The sequence below is a fragment of the Mesorhizobium sp. M0664 genome (genome assembly GCF_040320565.1).
Taxonomy (GTDB): Bacteria; Pseudomonadota; Alphaproteobacteria; order Rhizobiales; family Rhizobiaceae; genus Mesorhizobium.
Genome location: NZ_JAMYPW010000008.1, coordinates 40,884 through 56,531 on the forward strand (window position 1 = coordinate 40,884; position 15,648 = coordinate 56,531).

Genomic DNA, 15,648 nt, shown 5'->3' on the forward strand with positions numbered 1-15,648 from the left:
GACACCAACGGCATCTTAGACGGGTTCACGCGTCGGCGGTGGACCAGTCCCCAGGGCTGCCAGAACTCGCCGCCTTTTCGCTCGTGCCAGCGGCTCGACAGCCGTAACGGTCAATCGAACAATCTGCGCGACGGAGTAGTCCTCGATCGCCAGCGTGAGCTGGCCGGCTTCGATCTTGGAAAGGTCGAGTACGTCGTTGATGAGCCCGAGGAGATGACGGCCGTTTGCCTGCACACGCGCGACGGTCGTCTTCGCCTTGTCCGGGAGTTCGCCGTAGATGCCGTCGACCAGCAGTTCTGTGAAGCCCAAGACTGAACGCGGTATCCTGAGCTCGTGGCTCATATTCGCGAGGAACTGGGACTTGTGGCGGCTAGCTGCCTCCAGCTCCCGGCCTTTCTCCTCGATCTCGCGGAACAGCTTGGCATTCTGGATCGCGAGCACCGATTGGGCTGCGAAGGTCTCCAGCAGATGGACAACTTGCTCATGGAAGGCACCTGGCTTGTGGCGCCTGACGACCAGTGCACCTACGATCTTGTTGCGTTTAGCCATGAAAGACGACGATTCGCCCAAAGCATGCAAAAGGGGCCCATCGGCTCTCGCGCCGCGATGCAAGGCCAGGAAAGCCCTACGCCAGATCAGTTTGTGAAAAGTCATTGCCCTTGTAAAGCAGGGCAAGCCGATGAGCCTTCGCGCAGGCGTAGGCAAAACAATCGCCGAAATTGAGATCGGCTTTGTGCCCGACTGCTTTGCCGTATTTCATGCTGGCTTCGATCGCCCGGTCGCCGATGTCGCCGGATATCGTGATTTCCTTGCCGGCGATCTCGATCAAAAAGGCGTCGACGGTATCACGGGCTTGCGCCAGCATGTTGGCCGTGGGCTTGGCGTTCTTTTTGATGGCTTCGGCCGACGCTCGCGCGAGACCCTGGACTGCCTCGAACCGGACGAGCGGGGAGATATACAGCGGCTTGGTCGCGGCCGCGAGCCGCTTTTCCAGTTCTTCCGCGCCAGGTTCCTCGTTCAGAATGGCAACGATCACCGAGGCATCGACGAACATCAGTCGTCGCTCCACATTTGGTCGGTGAATTTCTTCATATCGAAATCAGGGTTGGCTGGCCCGATCCGCCGCGCCATTTCCTTGACTTTGGCAAGTCTCTCGCGCAGCGGGACGCTGCCGCGGTTGCGCTCGATCTCATGGCGCAAGGCGGTTCTGACGGCCTCGGTCTTGCTGCGCGCGTTGGTAATCTGCTGCAGCTCGACGGCCATGGCATCGACGTCGGGATCGCGAATGAAGAGCGGCATTTGTATATCCTCTGAGTGATATATGTATATCATGCTGGAGATATACTCGCCAGCGAATTCGCGAGCGGCGGTTTTGATAAGGAGGGAGGGAGGAATCCAGCTCGCGAAAATCCGTCGGGAGGTTCGGTTCTGGTGCTCAGTCCTTGGAATTGCTCGGCGTCTGAAACACGTCGCTCCGGCCATGTCACTGTCAACGCCCACATGCCCAAGGCGTATCGACGCTACGTGCGCCGACGCATGCGCATCCCAACATCCGCGGCAGTAACTATGACCAGTGAAGGAAAGGAAGAAAGAATGCTGAAAACCCAACACTTGATCAGATGCATGCCCTCGGGTTCGCCGGCATGGCGGCCGCCTGCGGGAGCTTGCCGAGCAGGACAGTGCTGGCGACCTAAGTCGCGACGAGTGGCTCGGCCTGATGCTCGATCGCAGCTCCAACTGATCCGCACGATTAGAAATGCGAATCTGCATTACCATCAATAGCAGAGGCCCGCGTTGTCGAGCAGTTGCCCCCGGAGCTCGTGCCGGCCGCCCAAGGAGCGTACCGGAAAAATGGAGTGAAATCCTTAGCCGTTCCTTCATTCATCCCGGCTTTAATACTTCCATGGAATGGGGTGGCCGTATCTTGAGGCGGTTTGTTAGCCGTCAGCGACAAACAGGCGAGAGCGGCAACATTGCTACTATTTTTGCCCTGTCGTTGCCGATTGTCGTCGGCGCAGCGGGTCTCGGTATCGAGACCTCCTACTGGTATTTTAGCAGCCTGAAATTACAGGCGGTGGCGGATGCGGCGGCCTATGCTGGCGCTTTGGAAAAAGTTTCGGGATCTGACAAGCCAACGATTGTCTCCGCCGCGACACTGTCAGCGACGACGAACGGCTGGGACCCGTCAACAGGCACAATCGAAATCTTCACGCCCCCGTCCTCTGGCCCGAATGTCGCCCAAAAGGCCGTCGAGGTCATCGTCCATCAGAACCTCGATCGGTTTTTTACATCGATATTCACGCAAAACCCGGTCGGCGCACGGGCAAGAGCGGTGGCTCTTATCACGGCTGCTTCAAAGGCCTGCCTTACGGCGCTCGATCCTTCCGCTTCGAAAGCGGCGCTGTTTTCCGGCAGTTCCAACCTCAAACTGACCGGCTGCGTCATAATGTCGAATTCGATAGCCGCGGACGCCATCAAGCTTCAGGGATCGGCAAGCCTTCAGGTCGATTGCCTAATATCGGCAGGCGGTGTTTCGTTGAGCAACCCCGTGACGACCGTCTGCGCCAGTCCGATAACCCAGGCGTTGCCCGCTGCCGATCCTTTTGCCGACTTGCCGGCGCCACCGGCCACGAACCCCTGTCAAAACAGCAACCAGTCGACGTTGCAACCTGGAACATACTGCAGGGGGCTCAGCTTGAGCGGCAATGTGACGCTCTCGGCCGGGGTATACGTCATTCAGGGAGGAGATTTCAAAGCGAACTCGAATGCAAATATTTCAGGCGAGGGAGTCATCATCTATCTGGCCGGCAGCGCGGGCGTCAGCATGAACGGCACGGCCACCGTCAAGCTCAGCGCACCGACGTCAGGCACCTATTCGGGGGTGCTGTTTTACGGCGACAAAGCTAACCGGACGGGATCGAACACGTTTAATGGCACGGCAGATTCGCTTTTGACCGGCGCTTTGTATTTTCCAACACAGGATGTCAATTACCTCGGCAATTTCTCGGGCAAAGGTGGTTGCACTCAGGTCGTCGCCAGTTCCGTGCAGTGGTCCGGCAATGCGAACGTCAATCAGGATTGCACGAGCCTTGGAATGCGAGACATTCCGGCCACGCAATCGATAAAGCTTGTCGAGTAATCTTCGTGGCACGGTTACCAGCCCGAATGTTCGGGAGCGATTCGGGTATTGCCTCGGTGGAGTTTGCGCTGGTTGTGCCGATCCTTTGCCTGGTACTTCTTGCCATCATTGACGGCTGGTCTTTTGTATCAAGCGCGTTGTCGATGCGCGCGGGCGTGAAAACGGCGGCCAATCTCGTGATGCAAGGGGCAGCCGACGACGCGGCTACCCAGACCGTCGCCCTTTCGAGCTGGGAAAATCATCCCGATGACGCGCAGGTGACGCTGAGCCGGAAACATATGTGCGGGATCACCGTGGTCGATCCATCTGTGCTGTGCGACAGTTTGAAAGCTTCCGCGGTTTTCGTTGAAATACAGGCGACGGCCACCTGGTCGCCGCCCTTCAGTTTCGGCGAGTTTTCCCTCTCGCGCGAGCTCAGCCACAAACAGGTGATACGTGTTCGCTAAAGGGAGAGCCTTCATACGTGGGGCATCAGGCGGAGCCGCACTGGAGTTCGCGCTGATCGCGCCTATTCTGATAATGCTTTTGATCGGCATCTTCGCATTCGGCTGGGCTCTGAATGCCATGTCAAGTGTTCGCTATACTCTGGAAACGTCCTCACGAGCGCTGCAAATGAAGAATTCGCTGACCGAAGCCGAGATAAAAGCGATCGCCACGGCAAAATTGCTGAGTTTGGGATTAACCGACGTCGACGTAACAATAGCAATCGACGCCCCCAGCGGCGGCTTTCGAATGGCCCATCTGACCGCCAAATATGCGTTCGCGATCGAGTTTCCGTACTTCGACCGATACTCGATAAATTATGCGACAACTGTCACAGTTCCGTTGGTTGCGTCATGAGCGCACCCAATAGTCTCCTTACGCAACATGCGCAGTGATCGGCTTGTTCTTCTTTGCTTGCGTTCAGGTCTGCTTCACCGCCACCAGCCAGAACGTAGGCTTCGGCGCGGGCCTTCATCCTGGCTATAGATCGGGGACGGCATGTATGATCACGGCCTTTGCCCCGGCAATGCGCGGCTTGCCGTCCCTCACCTCGGCCGCCATTCCCTGCCTAACGCCATCGCCCGCGCGCTGCACAGCGCGGACCGACGGCAGAGACTCCCTGATGGAGATAATCCCGGCCGCCGGCTCCGCGCTCGCTCACGATCTCGCCAGTGCGGAAAGTCCATGCACAGCGGGCGCTATCGCTTGACGGCGGTCGGCACCGGCCTGGCGACGAAGAACTTGGCGCAACGTCTGAAGGCGGACGTTAGCACCCCCTTCCGGGCGGACCCATCGGCTACCCGGAAGGGCAGCTCAAGAATCCTGACAGGGCGCTGTATCCAGGCCGAGGCAAGGGGCCGAGCCATATGGAAACCCTTTTTGACCCGACTGGACAGCCATCGCAGCTCGACGCGGGTAACAACGCTCCGCGATTTAATCCGGCTCGCGCGTGGGCGGTTGTGATATACAAGTGGGGTGCCTAACGGAGGTCACAATGGTTGAAGAAGGCGACAACCGCCGCGAACGGAGACAGCGCGTCCTGAAGGGTGCCGCGATCATTAACGGCATCAACAACTCCGAAATCACCTGCACCATTCGAAACCAGAACGTCGGCGGAGCCGAACTCAAGGTGCCGGTCGAAGCCCTGGTGCCGGAGCATTTCCTTCTCTACGTGCCGACCGATGGCGTTGCCTATCGGTCTGTGTTGCGCTGGCGCAGGAACGACCGTGTCGGTGTGCAGTTCACCGAAACAGTGCCCAAACCGCGCCTTCACTATGGCTGAAGTTCTCGTTGCACCAGCCGAGCACCACCGGCAGCAACAGTTGGCACTGACCTTCAACACAGCAAAGGAAGCCGCCGCACTGCCATGGGCAAAGGCTCAACTCACACAAGCCGTCGATTGTCTCGTCGACCTTCAGGTTCTGACCGCTCAGCGCGGCATCGCGCCAAAATGTCGCCGCATCACGTTCATCGGGAACGGACAATGATTGGAACCGAACTCGCCAGCGCGGGCTCGCGGCGGTAGACGACCGAGAGGCTCTGCCGCCCAAGAATTTCCCGGTCAACCGCCGCAACCCCGGGTCGCTATGCTATGATGCGGGCCAGCACCGCGAGGCCGGGCCCCGCCACGGCCGCCGCGGCCATGTCGGCCATCACGCGATTGACCAGCACAATGCTGGCGCCTGCCCCGTACTCGGCAATCCATTTCGCGCCGGGCGTGCCGGAAAGCCTTGCATCGAAGTAGATCGACAATTAGGTCGACGTCGTCAGTTGCCCTGACATCCTCGAGCGTGACGGCATCGGTGATGAAAAGAGCGGTCGTCCATCCGCCGACGAGTACAAGGGCGCTCGCGCAGGTCGTCGCGTCCGCCAACGGCCGATCAGTTGGCAGGCCGCGGGCGCGGTCCCGGGCCGGGCTCGTAAAACACCAACAAGACCTTCGACGTTGTTGCATTGATAGGCAATGCCAGCGCAAGCGACATTCGTAGATAAGAGTTCCCTCAACCACGCCCGGTTCGAGCAAGGATCGGGTAAACCGGCTCGGGACCCTACTCCTCGGCCAGATCTGTTCCGGAACCTATTCAGCGGCACCAAAGTTGGGGTGGAGGTCAGGAGTGTGCGATGAGTTCCAAAACTGGGGATGGTCGGCTCTCTTTCATTGAGTTTCAGTCGCCCACGCTGGTCGAGAACGCGCCTGAGGACAGCGAATGGCTTCATGAGATCAAGTACGATGGCTACCGCACCGAACTGATCATTGAGGGCGGCAAAGCGCGAGCCTTCACGCGCCGTGGCTACGACTGGTCGCACCGATACCGACGAATTGTTCAAGCGGCGGCGGATTTGCCGGTGAAAGCGGCGATCATCGACGGTGAGGCTGTCGTTCTCGGCGACACTGGCCTGCCGGATTACCAAGCGTTGGAACGGGAGTTGGGCAGTCCAGACTCGGCGAGGCTCATCTTCTATGCATTCGATCTGCTGCACCTCAACGGGCGCGATCTGCGGCAGCAGCCGCTGGTGAAGCGCAAGGCAGCCCTTCAGAAGTTGCTGAAGAACTCAGCGCCGACATTGACCTACGCCGAACATTTGGAAGTGGGCGGCACGGACGTGTTTGAACATGCCTGCCGTATGGGGTTGGAGGGCATCGTCTCCAAGCGCACCAATGCCACCTACCGCTCAGGGGTCCAGACCAGTTGGCTCAAGGTGAAGTGCATCAAGAGCGACACTTTCCCCATCGTGGCATTTGTCGAGAAGCTGGGCGCTCACCCGCGCCGCATCGCATCCCTCTACATCGGTCGCCGCGAGGGCGACCGACTGCTCTATGCCGGGAAGGCTCGCAGCGGCTACACCTTGAGCGCTGCGCACCTGGTTCGAGAGCGGCTCGACCCGCTGATCATCAGCAAGTCGCCTCTGTCAGAGCCCATCGTGAAGCCGAAGGCGACGTGGGTCAGGCCAGAGGTGCTGGCCGAGGTACAGTTCAGCGGCGTCACTGATCGCGGCGTGTTGCGCGAGGCAGTATTCAAGGGTCTGCGCGAAGACCTCGTGCCGATCCCGGCCAAGCCTCCGGCGCCATCAAAGCGGCGTGGGCCAGCCCGGAAACATGGCGCTCCCAGCGAGAACATCCTGCAATTGCTGCCTGACGCGGTCTCGCCCTCCAAGGACGAACTTGCGCGCTATTGGCAGAGGGTTGCCGATCACGCACTCGTCCATCTCGGCCACCGACCGCTGAAGCTGGTCCGCCACGCACTCGGCGCAACCTTCTATCACAAGGGCGCGTTGCCGAAGATCCCGGCCGCCGTGCATCAGTTGCGACTCCAGAAGCGTGAGGGTGGCGAAGGTGTGCGCGTGTGGGTGGACGACCTTGCCGGTTTGCTGGGGCTGGTCGAGATGGATGCGGTAGAGCTGCACCCTTGGAATGCCACCGTTGACGACATCGAGCATGCCGACCGCATAGTTCTGGACCTTGATCCGGGCGAGGGGGTCGAGTGGGATGAAGTCATCGAGACCGCGCTAACGCTTCGCGACATCATGGAAGCGGAAGGTCTGCAGAGCTGGCCGAAGGTGACGGGCGGCAAGGGAATTCACCTGATGGCCCCACTTGGGACGAAGATCACGCATGACAATGCCCGGCTCCTTGCCCGATCGTTCGCCAAGCGCCTCGCTGAAGCTCATCCTGATCGCTATCTGCTCTCCGCCGCGCCGGCAGCCCGAAAGGGCCGCATCTTCATCGACTACCTTCGCAATGGGCGCGGCAACACGGCGGTCGGCGCCTTCTCCCCACGGGCGCGACCCGGGTTCCCAATCGCCCGTCCCGTGACCTGGAGCCAGGTTGAGGCAGCCATCCGTCCAGATGCGTTCACCATTGACCGTCCGTTTAGGGCGGCTGCCAGAAAAGCAGCGTGAGCAATCTCGCAGCGCATCTATTAGCAGTGGGCGAAGACGCCCAGCGATTCCGCCGAACATTCGATCATGTCAACTACTTGCCGGACGGGTCGATCTCTATCCAGGCGGGCACATGATCACTCGGCTTTTCCCAGCCTCGCAGGTCAGCGTCCACGCCCGCGTCACGTAACCTGTTCGAAAGTGATGGGCTGACGAGGAGGTGGTCCATCCGAAGGCCGGAACTCCGATCATAAGCGCCTCGGTAGGAGAAGTTCCAGTACGTGTAGATGCCTTTCTCCGGATGAATGCAGCGGACGGCATCCACCCACCCACTGTCTAGCATTTCGGCGTAGGCCTGCCTGCTCTCCGGAAAGTAGACTGCGTCGCCCGTCCAACGTCTCGGTACCACGGCATCGATCGGCGTTGGCACGACGTTGTAATCGCCGCACAGAACGCTTGTGATCCCCTCCTTGACCAGTAGCTGGCCGTAGCTGATCAGACGGTCGAACCAGCGGAGCTTATAGTCGAATTTCGGGCCGGGCGCTGGATTGCCGTTGGGCAGGTAGATGCACCCCACGACGATCCCATCCACCTCTGCCTCGATATACCGGCTGTGAGTGTCGTCAGGGTCACCCGGCAGGCCGCGTCGACGCTCCAGGGGCTTCTTTCCCCGTGCGAGTATAGCTACACCGTTGTAGGACTTTTGCCCGTGCCAGATCGCGCCATAACCGGCGTTCCTGACGGCCTCCGCGGGAAATTTCTCATCCGAAGTCTTCAATTCTTGAAGGCACACGATGTCATAGTCGGTCTGACCCAGCCACTTGATGAGCAAGGGCAGGCGACCGTTCACGCCGTTGACGTTAAAGGTTGCGATACGGGTCATCCGAAATTCTCAACATCCCTTGGCGATTCGAGCATGGAAGGCTCAGATGTTGATGCTTGCATCATGCCGGCAAAGGGAGGCCTTGTCAGTCGTCTTTCTAGGCCGGTGATACCACGACATAAACTGATCCGCATGGGCGAGGAGCGCTCCTCGACCTTTGCGTGGCAATGCGCTCGCTACCACTTCGGCGACCTTCAGCATCGACACCTCGGCGACGCGCAGGCCCGCGCCAGCGCCCGCCGCTTCACCCGCCCAGCAGGGCACAACCCACGCCGGAAACGAACTCAAAACTGGATAGAAACTGGGGGCAACGTCACCGGCCGCAACGATCAGCCCCCACCTACGTTGTCCGATGTAGGGGGTCGTATCTCTGAGCGCGGCCGCAGCTCCCTTCAGGCAAGATGCGCGAGCAGATGGATATCTATCTGACCGAAAGCAAACAGAAGCCCGGCGTGCCCACTGAAAGCACAAGCAAGCGCAAAGGTTCCTCAACTGATGCTCGGCTGGCGGCAATTTGATCGCCAGCCGAGTGATTTTGGCCGGTGGTCGGGGGAGACCGGCCAGCCACACGCTGGTGATTCCAACCTTTGCCGATGTGCCAATCAGCAACCTTCGTCGGTCTTTTTCACCTGGCCCGGCGCGGCGGTCTTGGCTGTCGTGTCCTGCTGACCTGGCGCCGCCTGCTGAGCGCTGCCAGTCTGCTGGCCGGGCGCGCAGTCTCTGGCCGAGTTCGCATTTGTGGTGCCGCTGGTCGTGGTCGTGTCGGTGCCTTGATCGCCGGACATGTTGGTGCCGCCGCTCGTCGTGCCGGTGCCCTGATCCGTCGTGCTGGGCATGGTTGTCGTGGTCGAGGTTCCGCTCGAAGTTCCACTGGTCGTCTGGGCAAAGGAAAGCCCGGCCGACACCGCCAGCACGGCCGAAGCCAAAAGGATGCGTTTCATCTTCTTTCTCCTGTCTGAATGCGCGGGATGCGCCTGGCAAATCGAACAGGCAGACAGAAGGAGTGTTCCCCGATGAAGTTCAACTTTTGTAACTCTGGTCCTAGGTCAGCCTCAGGATGACGGGCGTATATTAGAAGCCTCTTGAAGAAGACGCTGCCCGCACCAGAATCCATGGCATGGCTCGCGAAATAGGCATTGGTGACCAGGTGGCGAGTGCTGCCACGGTTCGAAGGCGGATAACAGAGGACTGCGTAAGCCGTCTCTATCCCAGGTGACGACTTCCCACATCCATCATCGACCACAGCAAGGTGAACCGAGGCCAGCAAATCAACCTCAAAGGCGAGGTCACGCGCATCGACGAGGACACCGTGACGATCGACCTCGGGCCGCTGGTCACGATCGACCGTGACAAGGTCCGGTTGGTGGAGAAATATAGGCCGCCAAACCGACGAAAGGCACTTGTCGTTGCCCCGGATTAGAACCGACAACATCGCGACGGGCTATGAGGGCAGGCCGCATGACGGGCCGGTAGAGGACGAGTCGAAGCACTTGGTCTACTGCCCAGTCTGCGGCCAAACGTTCGACGCGCGCGATCTTGGACAGGTCTTCCACCACGCTGAGTCCCAGCACGAGCCGCTTCCGGTCGAGCAATAGTCCAGCTAGTTGAGCTCCGGCGGCAGACCGACGTTGAGACCCTTCAGCGCGCCACCGCGTACGTTGGATGAGAAAAGGTGCTGCGTGCACCGCGCCTTCCCCGCGCGCCGATGCTCCACCTGGACCGCAAAAAAGTCCCGCCGCACTGCCAGAACGGCGGGACCGATCAAACGCTTTGCACCAGGCGGGGGGATGCGGGGGGTTGGGCTTGCCAGGTGAGCGCGGACCGTAACCAACCCTAAGCGCCACAGCGGCGACGCGTCCACCAACCGCCGGTTGGAGCGATAGGACGACTGAGTCGCCGGCAGGTCAGGTCATCCCGGGTCGCTATCGCTCGCAACCAGACGGTAGCGGAAATTGTTGCGGATGTGGTCGTTGAAATAGCGGCCCTTGGCGAACGCGGCCCGGAACGCGGCAAAGGTTTCCGGCGGTACCCCCTCAAACTCGTATCGTTTACGGCTGGCGACGAACCACACCGAGAGGGTTCTTCTATCCCGATCATATTCCATCTTGCGGATCGAAGTAGATGGCATGAGCACCACAGCCCCAGGGCCCGCGCCTTGCGGGGAGCGCGGGCCGATCGGAATACCGATCTGCAGCAATACCTGGAGGGGGAGGATTCGCTGCGTGCACCGAACTTTCGCGGCGATCCCGTGTTCCATCGAGATGCACAAAAAGCTAGCTGCACCTTTCGGCATCACGTGGACGTTGGATTTGTGAGAAAGCGCGAGCGTCAATACTGCTTCTGGTGATGGAATTTTCCCGTGAGACAGGCACGCTCCACGGCGAAAGGAGTGCCCCGCTATGACCATCCTCGCCTACAACCTTGCCAATGACATCAAAGGCTCGTGGAGGGGTCGTCTTCCTGCCGAACGAACTGCATCTGTATGTGGATGTATGTGGAATTCAGCCAGCCAGACGCCGATACAAACCCGGCTGATTGGATGAGCGTTGATGATTTCCTTGCATGGCGGCCGAAGGCGCACTCCACGAGCGAGCGCGCGACAGCTTGGTCTCGCTCATTTGCAAGGCGCTGACAGGCGATGAGACAAGGGAAAACCCGCGCCGAGATCGATTGCAAGCGCCATAGGTGGGCGGCTATTCGACGTTAAGGCACCGCGACGATGCCGCCAACGCGATAGCTAAAGCTCTTATCGGTGACGCGCGAGGGCTTGGCTTTGAAGCGTCAGCGGAGCGACATTTGCACCTTTCGCTCGGTGATCGCATTTTCGATGTCAATGTCGCTAACGTAGCTAAGTTTTCTCACGAACCCCGCGTACGACAAGGCTGGCGTCGTCAATTGACCTCCTGCAAGCCGAGACCGGAACCGGGATCGACCTTGCCGCGAAGCCGCCCGACGGCGTTGCCCGATGTAGGGCAGCGTGGTCGCGGCTCGTCGCGCACAGGACATGTGTTGTTCATGGCGACCCTAACAATGCGGCTGGTCTCGAAGAAACCGACCATGACATTGCCGCTCAGGCGTCAGCCGCCACTATGGCGGGGCATATGACGTCATGGCTCCCAAGCATATCGGCGCGGACGTCAACTACGCGTGGCCGACAGCCGAGATTGCAACCGGGCATTCGGGCCCACATCCCGGAGCGGCGTCGAGAACGCGCTTCGGCGTCTCTCGCCAGCGTGGGCGAAAGCCCGCTCGATCTCCGCGGCGCCAATCGCCCGGTCCGGGCTGTCCCAAGCGCATCACCTCGTACATACGGCGTCTACTCAGTGGGATCGGCACAGTGCTTCACTACCAGGCAGGGACTGACGAGCCGCTTCGCTGCGGGTCAATCAAGCAACCGATACAATCCGCTGATTGACTAAATTCGTTACCACTCGAGGTCCCGCGTTGCCTTCGATATCCGCTCCGTCCAACACGGAAGCAAGCGAACTTCAAATGAGTCTGTACCACAACACCGCGCCGGCTATAGCTAAGTTCAATTCATCAGTCTCGTTGCAGAATTCGTTGTCAATAAGTCACTTGCGCCAGCAAGATAAATTGAGCCATTGCCGTTCATCTCGATCCGGTTGACCACAAAGATGCGAGGCTTACTGTCCGTCGACAATGCACCCCCACCTGTAAGAAAAAGCTTTTGTGACGGCAGATAGACTATACCGCCTAGATCTGTATCGCCACCGCCAATGAGCGTGGAGGTTCTCTCCACGCCTTGGGGTTTTTGAGCTAGCGCGATCCCCATCCACGGGCCGCTGGTCGGCGCCGTCAGGCGTAGCTTGGCGCCGGCCTGCATTGTAGTGGTGGCCTGATCGTCGAGTAGAACGATGGTGGTACCGTCAGCTGCATCGAGAACCGCGCCAGAGGAGAGCGAAAGCCCTCCCGTCCTGATAACATACGTTCCCGCAGCAAGATTGACCACCGCTCCGACCGACAGGATGAGCCCTCCACAAAAAGTGCCGGGAACGAGATTTGCGGTGGCGTTTTTGATCACCAGGTTATTGTAGGTGCAGACATTGTCTGTTGGCCAGACCACTCGGGAGATAATGGGATCTGCCAGCTCTTTCTGATCGAAAAGCGGTTGAGGGTTGAAGCCGGCAGACGGCCCGGAGGGGCCGACGACTGACGTCACCAATGTCCTGATGGACGATGCGCCATTCGTGGCTAGCGCAGACCCCGATCTTGAATTCACCTGCGCAACGCATTTCTGGCCATTTATCGACGAAGACCCCGAATTCGACCATGCGTTCGAGGCGGACCGATCTAGCACGAGAAGACAGACTGGGTATCGCGGATAGGCAATCGCGGTTGCGCTTCGGCTAATATCAAGTTTAGCGACGCCAAGGATTGCCGAGAAGGCCAATTCCTGGGGTTGGTGCAATAGAACCGTGACAATTGTGGGATTGGTTGAACCAACCGTCTGGTGGGCGTCACCACTATAGGGACTTCGCGTGGCCACAAAGGTGGGGCTGGCGAAAGTATCAACGTTCTGCTGACGCTGCTCCGACGTCATATCGCTGCTGTTCGCGCTTGCCACGGCTAACTGAAGGGCCGTGGAGTCGGCTCCCTCCTGCAACTGTTGGGCAGTTCGGCTCACGCGCGCAAAGTCTATCGCCACTCCGACGCCCAACAGCACGACCGGCAAGACCAACGCAAACACCACGGCGAGGTTGCCGCGTTCTGAACGCCAAAATCGTTCGGTCACCCGCATGAAAGCCCCCTTCATTTAGCTGGGACTAACCTAGAGGCAGCATATTGAGGGTCCGTTTCGCCAGCGGGTAAAGTTGTCTCGATCGCAAATCAGTTTGCGGGGAGCAGCTGAAACAGCGTCTCAAATTCACCACGATGACGCCGCCGAGCGCCGGCGACCACGCCCCGCCGTCTGGCGCCGGTCTGGCGATCGTCAAGGCCGGCCCGCGCGCATCATCGCGAGCGGGATGGCGTCTCGCGGTCGCGTACTCGCCATGTCGCCTTGGCGGACTGATCATTTTCGAATTGCTCCTCAGAGATATGCATCGCCGTCGGCGCGGTATTCAAAACAGGACCAATGCGATGGCTGTCTGGACTTGGCAAATCCCCATCCGGCATCCTTGCCGCAGTCGAGATGCTCGCACCTGACGGCGCTCATGGTGAAAAACGCCTGCGCCCGGTAGAGTTCTGCCCGGAAAACGCCAAACTAGAAGAAGGAAATCGGGCGTCAGGTATTCGCAACGTTTGGTCGAAGCAATTGATTGCCAAGGCTTCGAGTTGGCACGCCTCGTGTGCTTGGGCGGGGCCGGGCCACAGATGAAAATGACGGATGCCCTTACACAGCGCTTAATTTCTCATTGAGTTCGCCATGGACATTTCCGGCATGCCTTCCGGGGACGAGGTCGACAGCTTCATCATCCCGCCGCCGTCAGGCGCGCGGTCGCAATCGGCCGTGCGCGGGGCTGCATAGCATGTCTGAAACTTGCTCTCGCTCGCTCCAAAGACGTGCTCATCAATCTTCACTTCCCCATCGCAACGCCAGCGGACGTACGGTAGCCAGCGGTCGAAGGCATAGCCGACACGACCACGGATCGTTCCGAAAGCATCCAAGCTAGCCGCTCATCCATTTTGATTGGATAAACCGTGATCGCGCGGCGCCAACCTGGTCGCGATATCTGGCGTTGCCCGCTCTATCGATCTCGACATCCGGGACAGCAACAATCTGAGCTTTCGCGAGGAACCGCATGCGGTCGACGCGGTCGCTGCGGGCCAGGGTATCGCTATCTGCAGCGACGTAATGGTTAGCCACCGGAGCGATGGTCAAGTTATGCGCGCCAAACGCAAGAGTTGTCGCCATTCCCGAAGAAGATACCGTTTGTGAATTTTTCGCAACGATTTCGGAGCCGCTTCACGACTTGTCGAAATGGCGAGGGCAACCTGAGCCGGTGCTTGCGGAAGAAGCGCCGAGCCAATGGAGGATCAGATGAGCGTCGCTCCCGTCATTCGCATGCCCGACCAGAATAAGGGGGTCATGCTACGTGGCTATCCGATGGTGTTCCTTGTCACCGGCAAGGATACGAAACACACGAGCATGTTCGACTGGACGATCCCGAGCGGGTTCGCTACCGGCCTTCATGTTCATCGCGTGCAGGAGGAAACCTTCTACCTTCTTGAGGGCGAATGCGTCTGGCATGTTGGGGACAAGACGATCCGCGCGACCGGGGGCACCTACCTGTTCATTCCACCGGGCATTCCGCACAACATCACCAATGTCAGCGAAGAGCTGGCGCGGGTGCTGATGACCGTCTCTCCGCCTGGACACGAACACTATTTTGAAGAGCTTGCCAGGCTCGCTGCGCACGGCCCTCCGAATCCGAAAGCGCTTGCAGACTTGCGGAACCGTTACGACACTGACCAGCTCTCTACCTTGACAACAAGAGCCTAAGGTCGATTTGCGATGTCGGGTGATGGCGCAGCGCCGCTCATGGCGTCGGCACCTGCGATGTCCTCTGTTGTGGCGCGTTGGTCGGGTGCAGTCGTCTGTCCGGCCTGTAGATGCAGCCATTCGACGCTGCTGGCCCTGATGGGGTCGGCGAACTGGGTCCCAATCTGCTTTGCAGACTATGATGCCTTCGACATGGCACGGTCATCCCTGTTCCCGGCCTGACCGGTGTCGCCAACAGCTATGACGACACGCCGGTAGTGTTGGGCTGATAGCCATGGGCGACCAAATCGATAGGTCGCAGCAACAGCAACTTGATCCTGCAGCCGACTGGGAGCTTGCGGCGGACGAAGCCCTCGCGGCCCGTGGTGGGCCAGAGAAGCAGCAAAGGCGCTTCTTGTCGCCAACGCTGCCCTGGAGCGTGAATTGGCCTTGGCGGCCCCCGCTGTGAGCCATGGGTTTAGCCGAAGATGGCACCGCGGGTCTTGCCCGACCGGACGCGCAGCTTGTGCTGGTCGGCATCCTTGCCCAGCCCGGCAGTTCGGCCGGGTTCGTCGCTCGTCGTGCGAAAGGATCGGCAATCGTGCGCGGAGCGAAGAAGCCATTGTCGGAGTACTGGACCAGTGCCATTCTCACTGCCTAATCGCAAAATGCCTCATAACCTGACGAGATATAGCGTCAAAATGGGAGGTCTTTGAGAGAAGAAGCTGACAATGGGGAATAATAAGCCGTGACCATGCGGTGTTTAGCTGGTCTATTCACCGCATAAATTGCGGCAAATGATCTTGCATATACGACGATTGA

19 protein-coding genes and 2 pseudogenes are annotated in these 15,648 nt (G+C 59.5%); 11 read left to right on the forward strand and 10 right to left on the reverse strand.

Annotation, left to right across the window (positions count from 1 at the left end):
* Positions 1–15 precede the first annotated feature (15 nt).
* The 3 genes from NKI39_RS11665 to NKI39_RS11675 all read right to left on the reverse strand — a co-directional run bounded on the left by NKI39_RS11665 (position 16) and on the right by NKI39_RS11675 (position 1,299).
* Positions 16–549, reverse strand: coding sequence for a GAF domain-containing sensor histidine kinase (locus tag NKI39_RS11665; RefSeq protein WP_352831899.1), 534 nt, complete (start codon positions 547–549; stop codon positions 16–18).
* Positions 550–625: 76 nt separating this feature from the next.
* Positions 626–1,054, reverse strand: coding sequence for a type II toxin-antitoxin system VapC family toxin (locus NKI39_RS11670; RefSeq protein ID WP_352685439.1), 429 nt, complete (start codon positions 1,052–1,054; stop codon positions 626–628).
* Positions 1,054–1,299 carry a type II toxin-antitoxin system VapB family antitoxin gene (locus tag NKI39_RS11675; RefSeq protein ID WP_023722247.1) on the reverse strand — a complete coding sequence of 82 codons (246 nt, stop codon included), beginning with the start codon at positions 1,297–1,299 and terminating at the stop codon, positions 1,054–1,056. Before NKI39_RS11675 ends, NKI39_RS11670 begins: the two co-directional genes overlap by 1 nt.
* A gap of 625 nt (positions 1,300–1,924) precedes the next feature.
* On the opposite strand from NKI39_RS11675, the gene NKI39_RS11680 reads away from it, so the two are divergent.
* The 5 genes from NKI39_RS11680 to NKI39_RS11705 all read left to right on the forward strand — a co-directional run bounded on the left by NKI39_RS11680 (position 1,925) and on the right by NKI39_RS11705 (position 5,109).
* Positions 1,925–3,139, forward strand: a complete 1,215-nt coding sequence (locus NKI39_RS11680) for a pilus assembly protein TadG-related protein (RefSeq protein ID WP_352474372.1) — start codon at positions 1,925–1,927, stop codon at positions 3,137–3,139.
* Between the two features lie 26 nt (positions 3,140–3,165).
* The gene (locus tag NKI39_RS11685; protein WP_352474371.1) at positions 3,166–3,585 is read left to right on the forward strand and encodes a TadE/TadG family type IV pilus assembly protein; all 420 of its coding nucleotides are present in this window, start codon (positions 3,166–3,168) and stop codon (positions 3,583–3,585) included.
* Positions 3,575–3,979 (forward strand): TadE/TadG family type IV pilus assembly protein, encoded by a 405-nt coding sequence (locus tag NKI39_RS34285; RefSeq protein WP_502898563.1) that lies wholly within the window; start codon positions 3,575–3,577, stop codon positions 3,977–3,979. The genes NKI39_RS11685 and NKI39_RS34285 overlap by 11 nt, the downstream gene beginning before the upstream one ends.
* Positions 3,980–4,616: 637 nt before the next feature.
* Entirely contained in the window at positions 4,617–4,904 is a 288-nt protein-coding gene (locus NKI39_RS11700; RefSeq protein ID WP_352474370.1) for a PilZ domain-containing protein, read from the forward strand.
* A complete protein-coding gene (locus tag NKI39_RS11705) occupies positions 4,897–5,109 on the forward strand; it encodes a hypothetical protein (protein ID WP_352771263.1) in 213 nt (70 codons plus the stop codon). The genes NKI39_RS11700 and NKI39_RS11705 overlap by 8 nt, the downstream gene beginning before the upstream one ends.
* 97 nt (positions 5,110–5,206) lie before the next feature.
* On the opposite strand, the gene NKI39_RS11710 is transcribed toward NKI39_RS11705, so the two are convergent.
* Entirely contained in the window at positions 5,207–5,374 is a 168-nt protein-coding gene (locus NKI39_RS11710) for a hypothetical protein (RefSeq protein ID WP_352474376.1), read from the reverse strand.
* A gap of 369 nt (positions 5,375–5,743) precedes the next feature.
* Here NKI39_RS11710 and ligD point away from each other — a divergent pair, with 369 nt between their 5' ends.
* Entirely contained in the window at positions 5,744–7,522 is a 1,779-nt protein-coding gene (ligD, locus tag NKI39_RS11715; RefSeq protein WP_352771261.1) for a DNA ligase D, read from the forward strand.
* A 73-nt stretch (positions 7,523–7,595) separates the two neighbouring features.
* Here ligD and xth read toward each other — a convergent pair whose 3' ends face one another.
* The gene (xth, locus tag NKI39_RS11720; RefSeq protein ID WP_352771259.1) at positions 7,596–8,384 is read right to left on the reverse strand and encodes an exodeoxyribonuclease III; all 789 of its coding nucleotides are present in this window, start codon (positions 8,382–8,384) and stop codon (positions 7,596–7,598) included.
* 602 nt (positions 8,385–8,986) lie between these two features.
* Positions 8,987–9,325: a hypothetical protein gene (locus NKI39_RS11725; RefSeq protein ID WP_352831902.1), complete on the reverse strand. Its 339-nt coding sequence runs from the start codon at positions 9,323–9,325 to the stop codon at positions 8,987–8,989.
* A gap of 308 nt (positions 9,326–9,633) precedes the next feature.
* Here NKI39_RS11725 and NKI39_RS11730 point away from each other — a divergent pair, with 308 nt between their 5' ends.
* A complete protein-coding gene (locus tag NKI39_RS11730) occupies positions 9,634–9,804 on the forward strand; it encodes a hypothetical protein (RefSeq protein WP_352831904.1) in 171 nt (56 codons plus the stop codon).
* A gap of 489 nt (positions 9,805–10,293) precedes the next feature.
* On the opposite strand, the gene NKI39_RS11735 is transcribed toward NKI39_RS11730, so the two are convergent.
* Complete coding sequence (locus NKI39_RS11735; protein WP_352474364.1) at positions 10,294–10,716, reverse strand: KTSC domain-containing protein; 423 nt, start codon at positions 10,714–10,716, stop codon at positions 10,294–10,296.
* A gap of 535 nt (positions 10,717–11,251) precedes the next feature.
* Between NKI39_RS11735 and NKI39_RS11740 the strand changes: the two are divergent.
* Both NKI39_RS11740 and NKI39_RS11745 read left to right on the forward strand, forming a co-directional pair.
* Positions 11,252–11,470, forward strand: a pseudogene (locus tag NKI39_RS11740) (aminoglycoside phosphotransferase); the annotation flags it as partial.
* Positions 11,471–11,472: 2 nt separating this feature from the next.
* Positions 11,473–11,553: pseudogene (locus NKI39_RS11745) on the forward strand (carboxyl transferase domain-containing protein); the annotation flags it as partial.
* Between the two features lie 363 nt (positions 11,554–11,916).
* Here NKI39_RS11745 and NKI39_RS11750 read toward each other — a convergent pair.
* The 3 genes from NKI39_RS11750 to NKI39_RS11760 all read right to left on the reverse strand — a co-directional run bounded on the left by NKI39_RS11750 (position 11,917) and on the right by NKI39_RS11760 (position 14,226).
* Positions 11,917–13,143, reverse strand: coding sequence for a pilus assembly protein TadG-related protein (locus tag NKI39_RS11750; protein ID WP_352831905.1), 1,227 nt, complete (start codon positions 13,141–13,143; stop codon positions 11,917–11,919).
* Positions 13,144–13,748: 605 nt separating this feature from the next.
* Positions 13,749–14,012, reverse strand: coding sequence for a hypothetical protein (locus NKI39_RS11755; RefSeq protein WP_352771256.1), 264 nt, complete (start codon positions 14,010–14,012; stop codon positions 13,749–13,751).
* A 1-nt stretch (position 14,013) separates the two neighbouring features.
* Positions 14,014–14,226 carry a hypothetical protein gene (locus tag NKI39_RS11760; protein ID WP_352831906.1) on the reverse strand — a complete coding sequence of 71 codons (213 nt, stop codon included), beginning with the start codon at positions 14,224–14,226 and terminating at the stop codon, positions 14,014–14,016.
* 159 nt (positions 14,227–14,385) lie between these two features.
* Here NKI39_RS11760 and NKI39_RS11765 point away from each other — a divergent pair, with 159 nt between their 5' ends.
* Together NKI39_RS11765 and NKI39_RS11770 are read left to right on the forward strand one after the other, a co-directional pair.
* Positions 14,386–14,847 carry a cupin domain-containing protein gene (locus NKI39_RS11765; RefSeq protein WP_352771252.1) on the forward strand — a complete coding sequence of 154 codons (462 nt, stop codon included), beginning with the start codon at positions 14,386–14,388 and terminating at the stop codon, positions 14,845–14,847.
* A 451-nt stretch (positions 14,848–15,298) separates the two neighbouring features.
* The gene (locus tag NKI39_RS11770) at positions 15,299–15,487 is read left to right on the forward strand and encodes a hypothetical protein (protein ID WP_352831907.1); all 189 of its coding nucleotides are present in this window, start codon (positions 15,299–15,301) and stop codon (positions 15,485–15,487) included.
* Positions 15,488–15,648 lie beyond the last annotated feature (161 nt).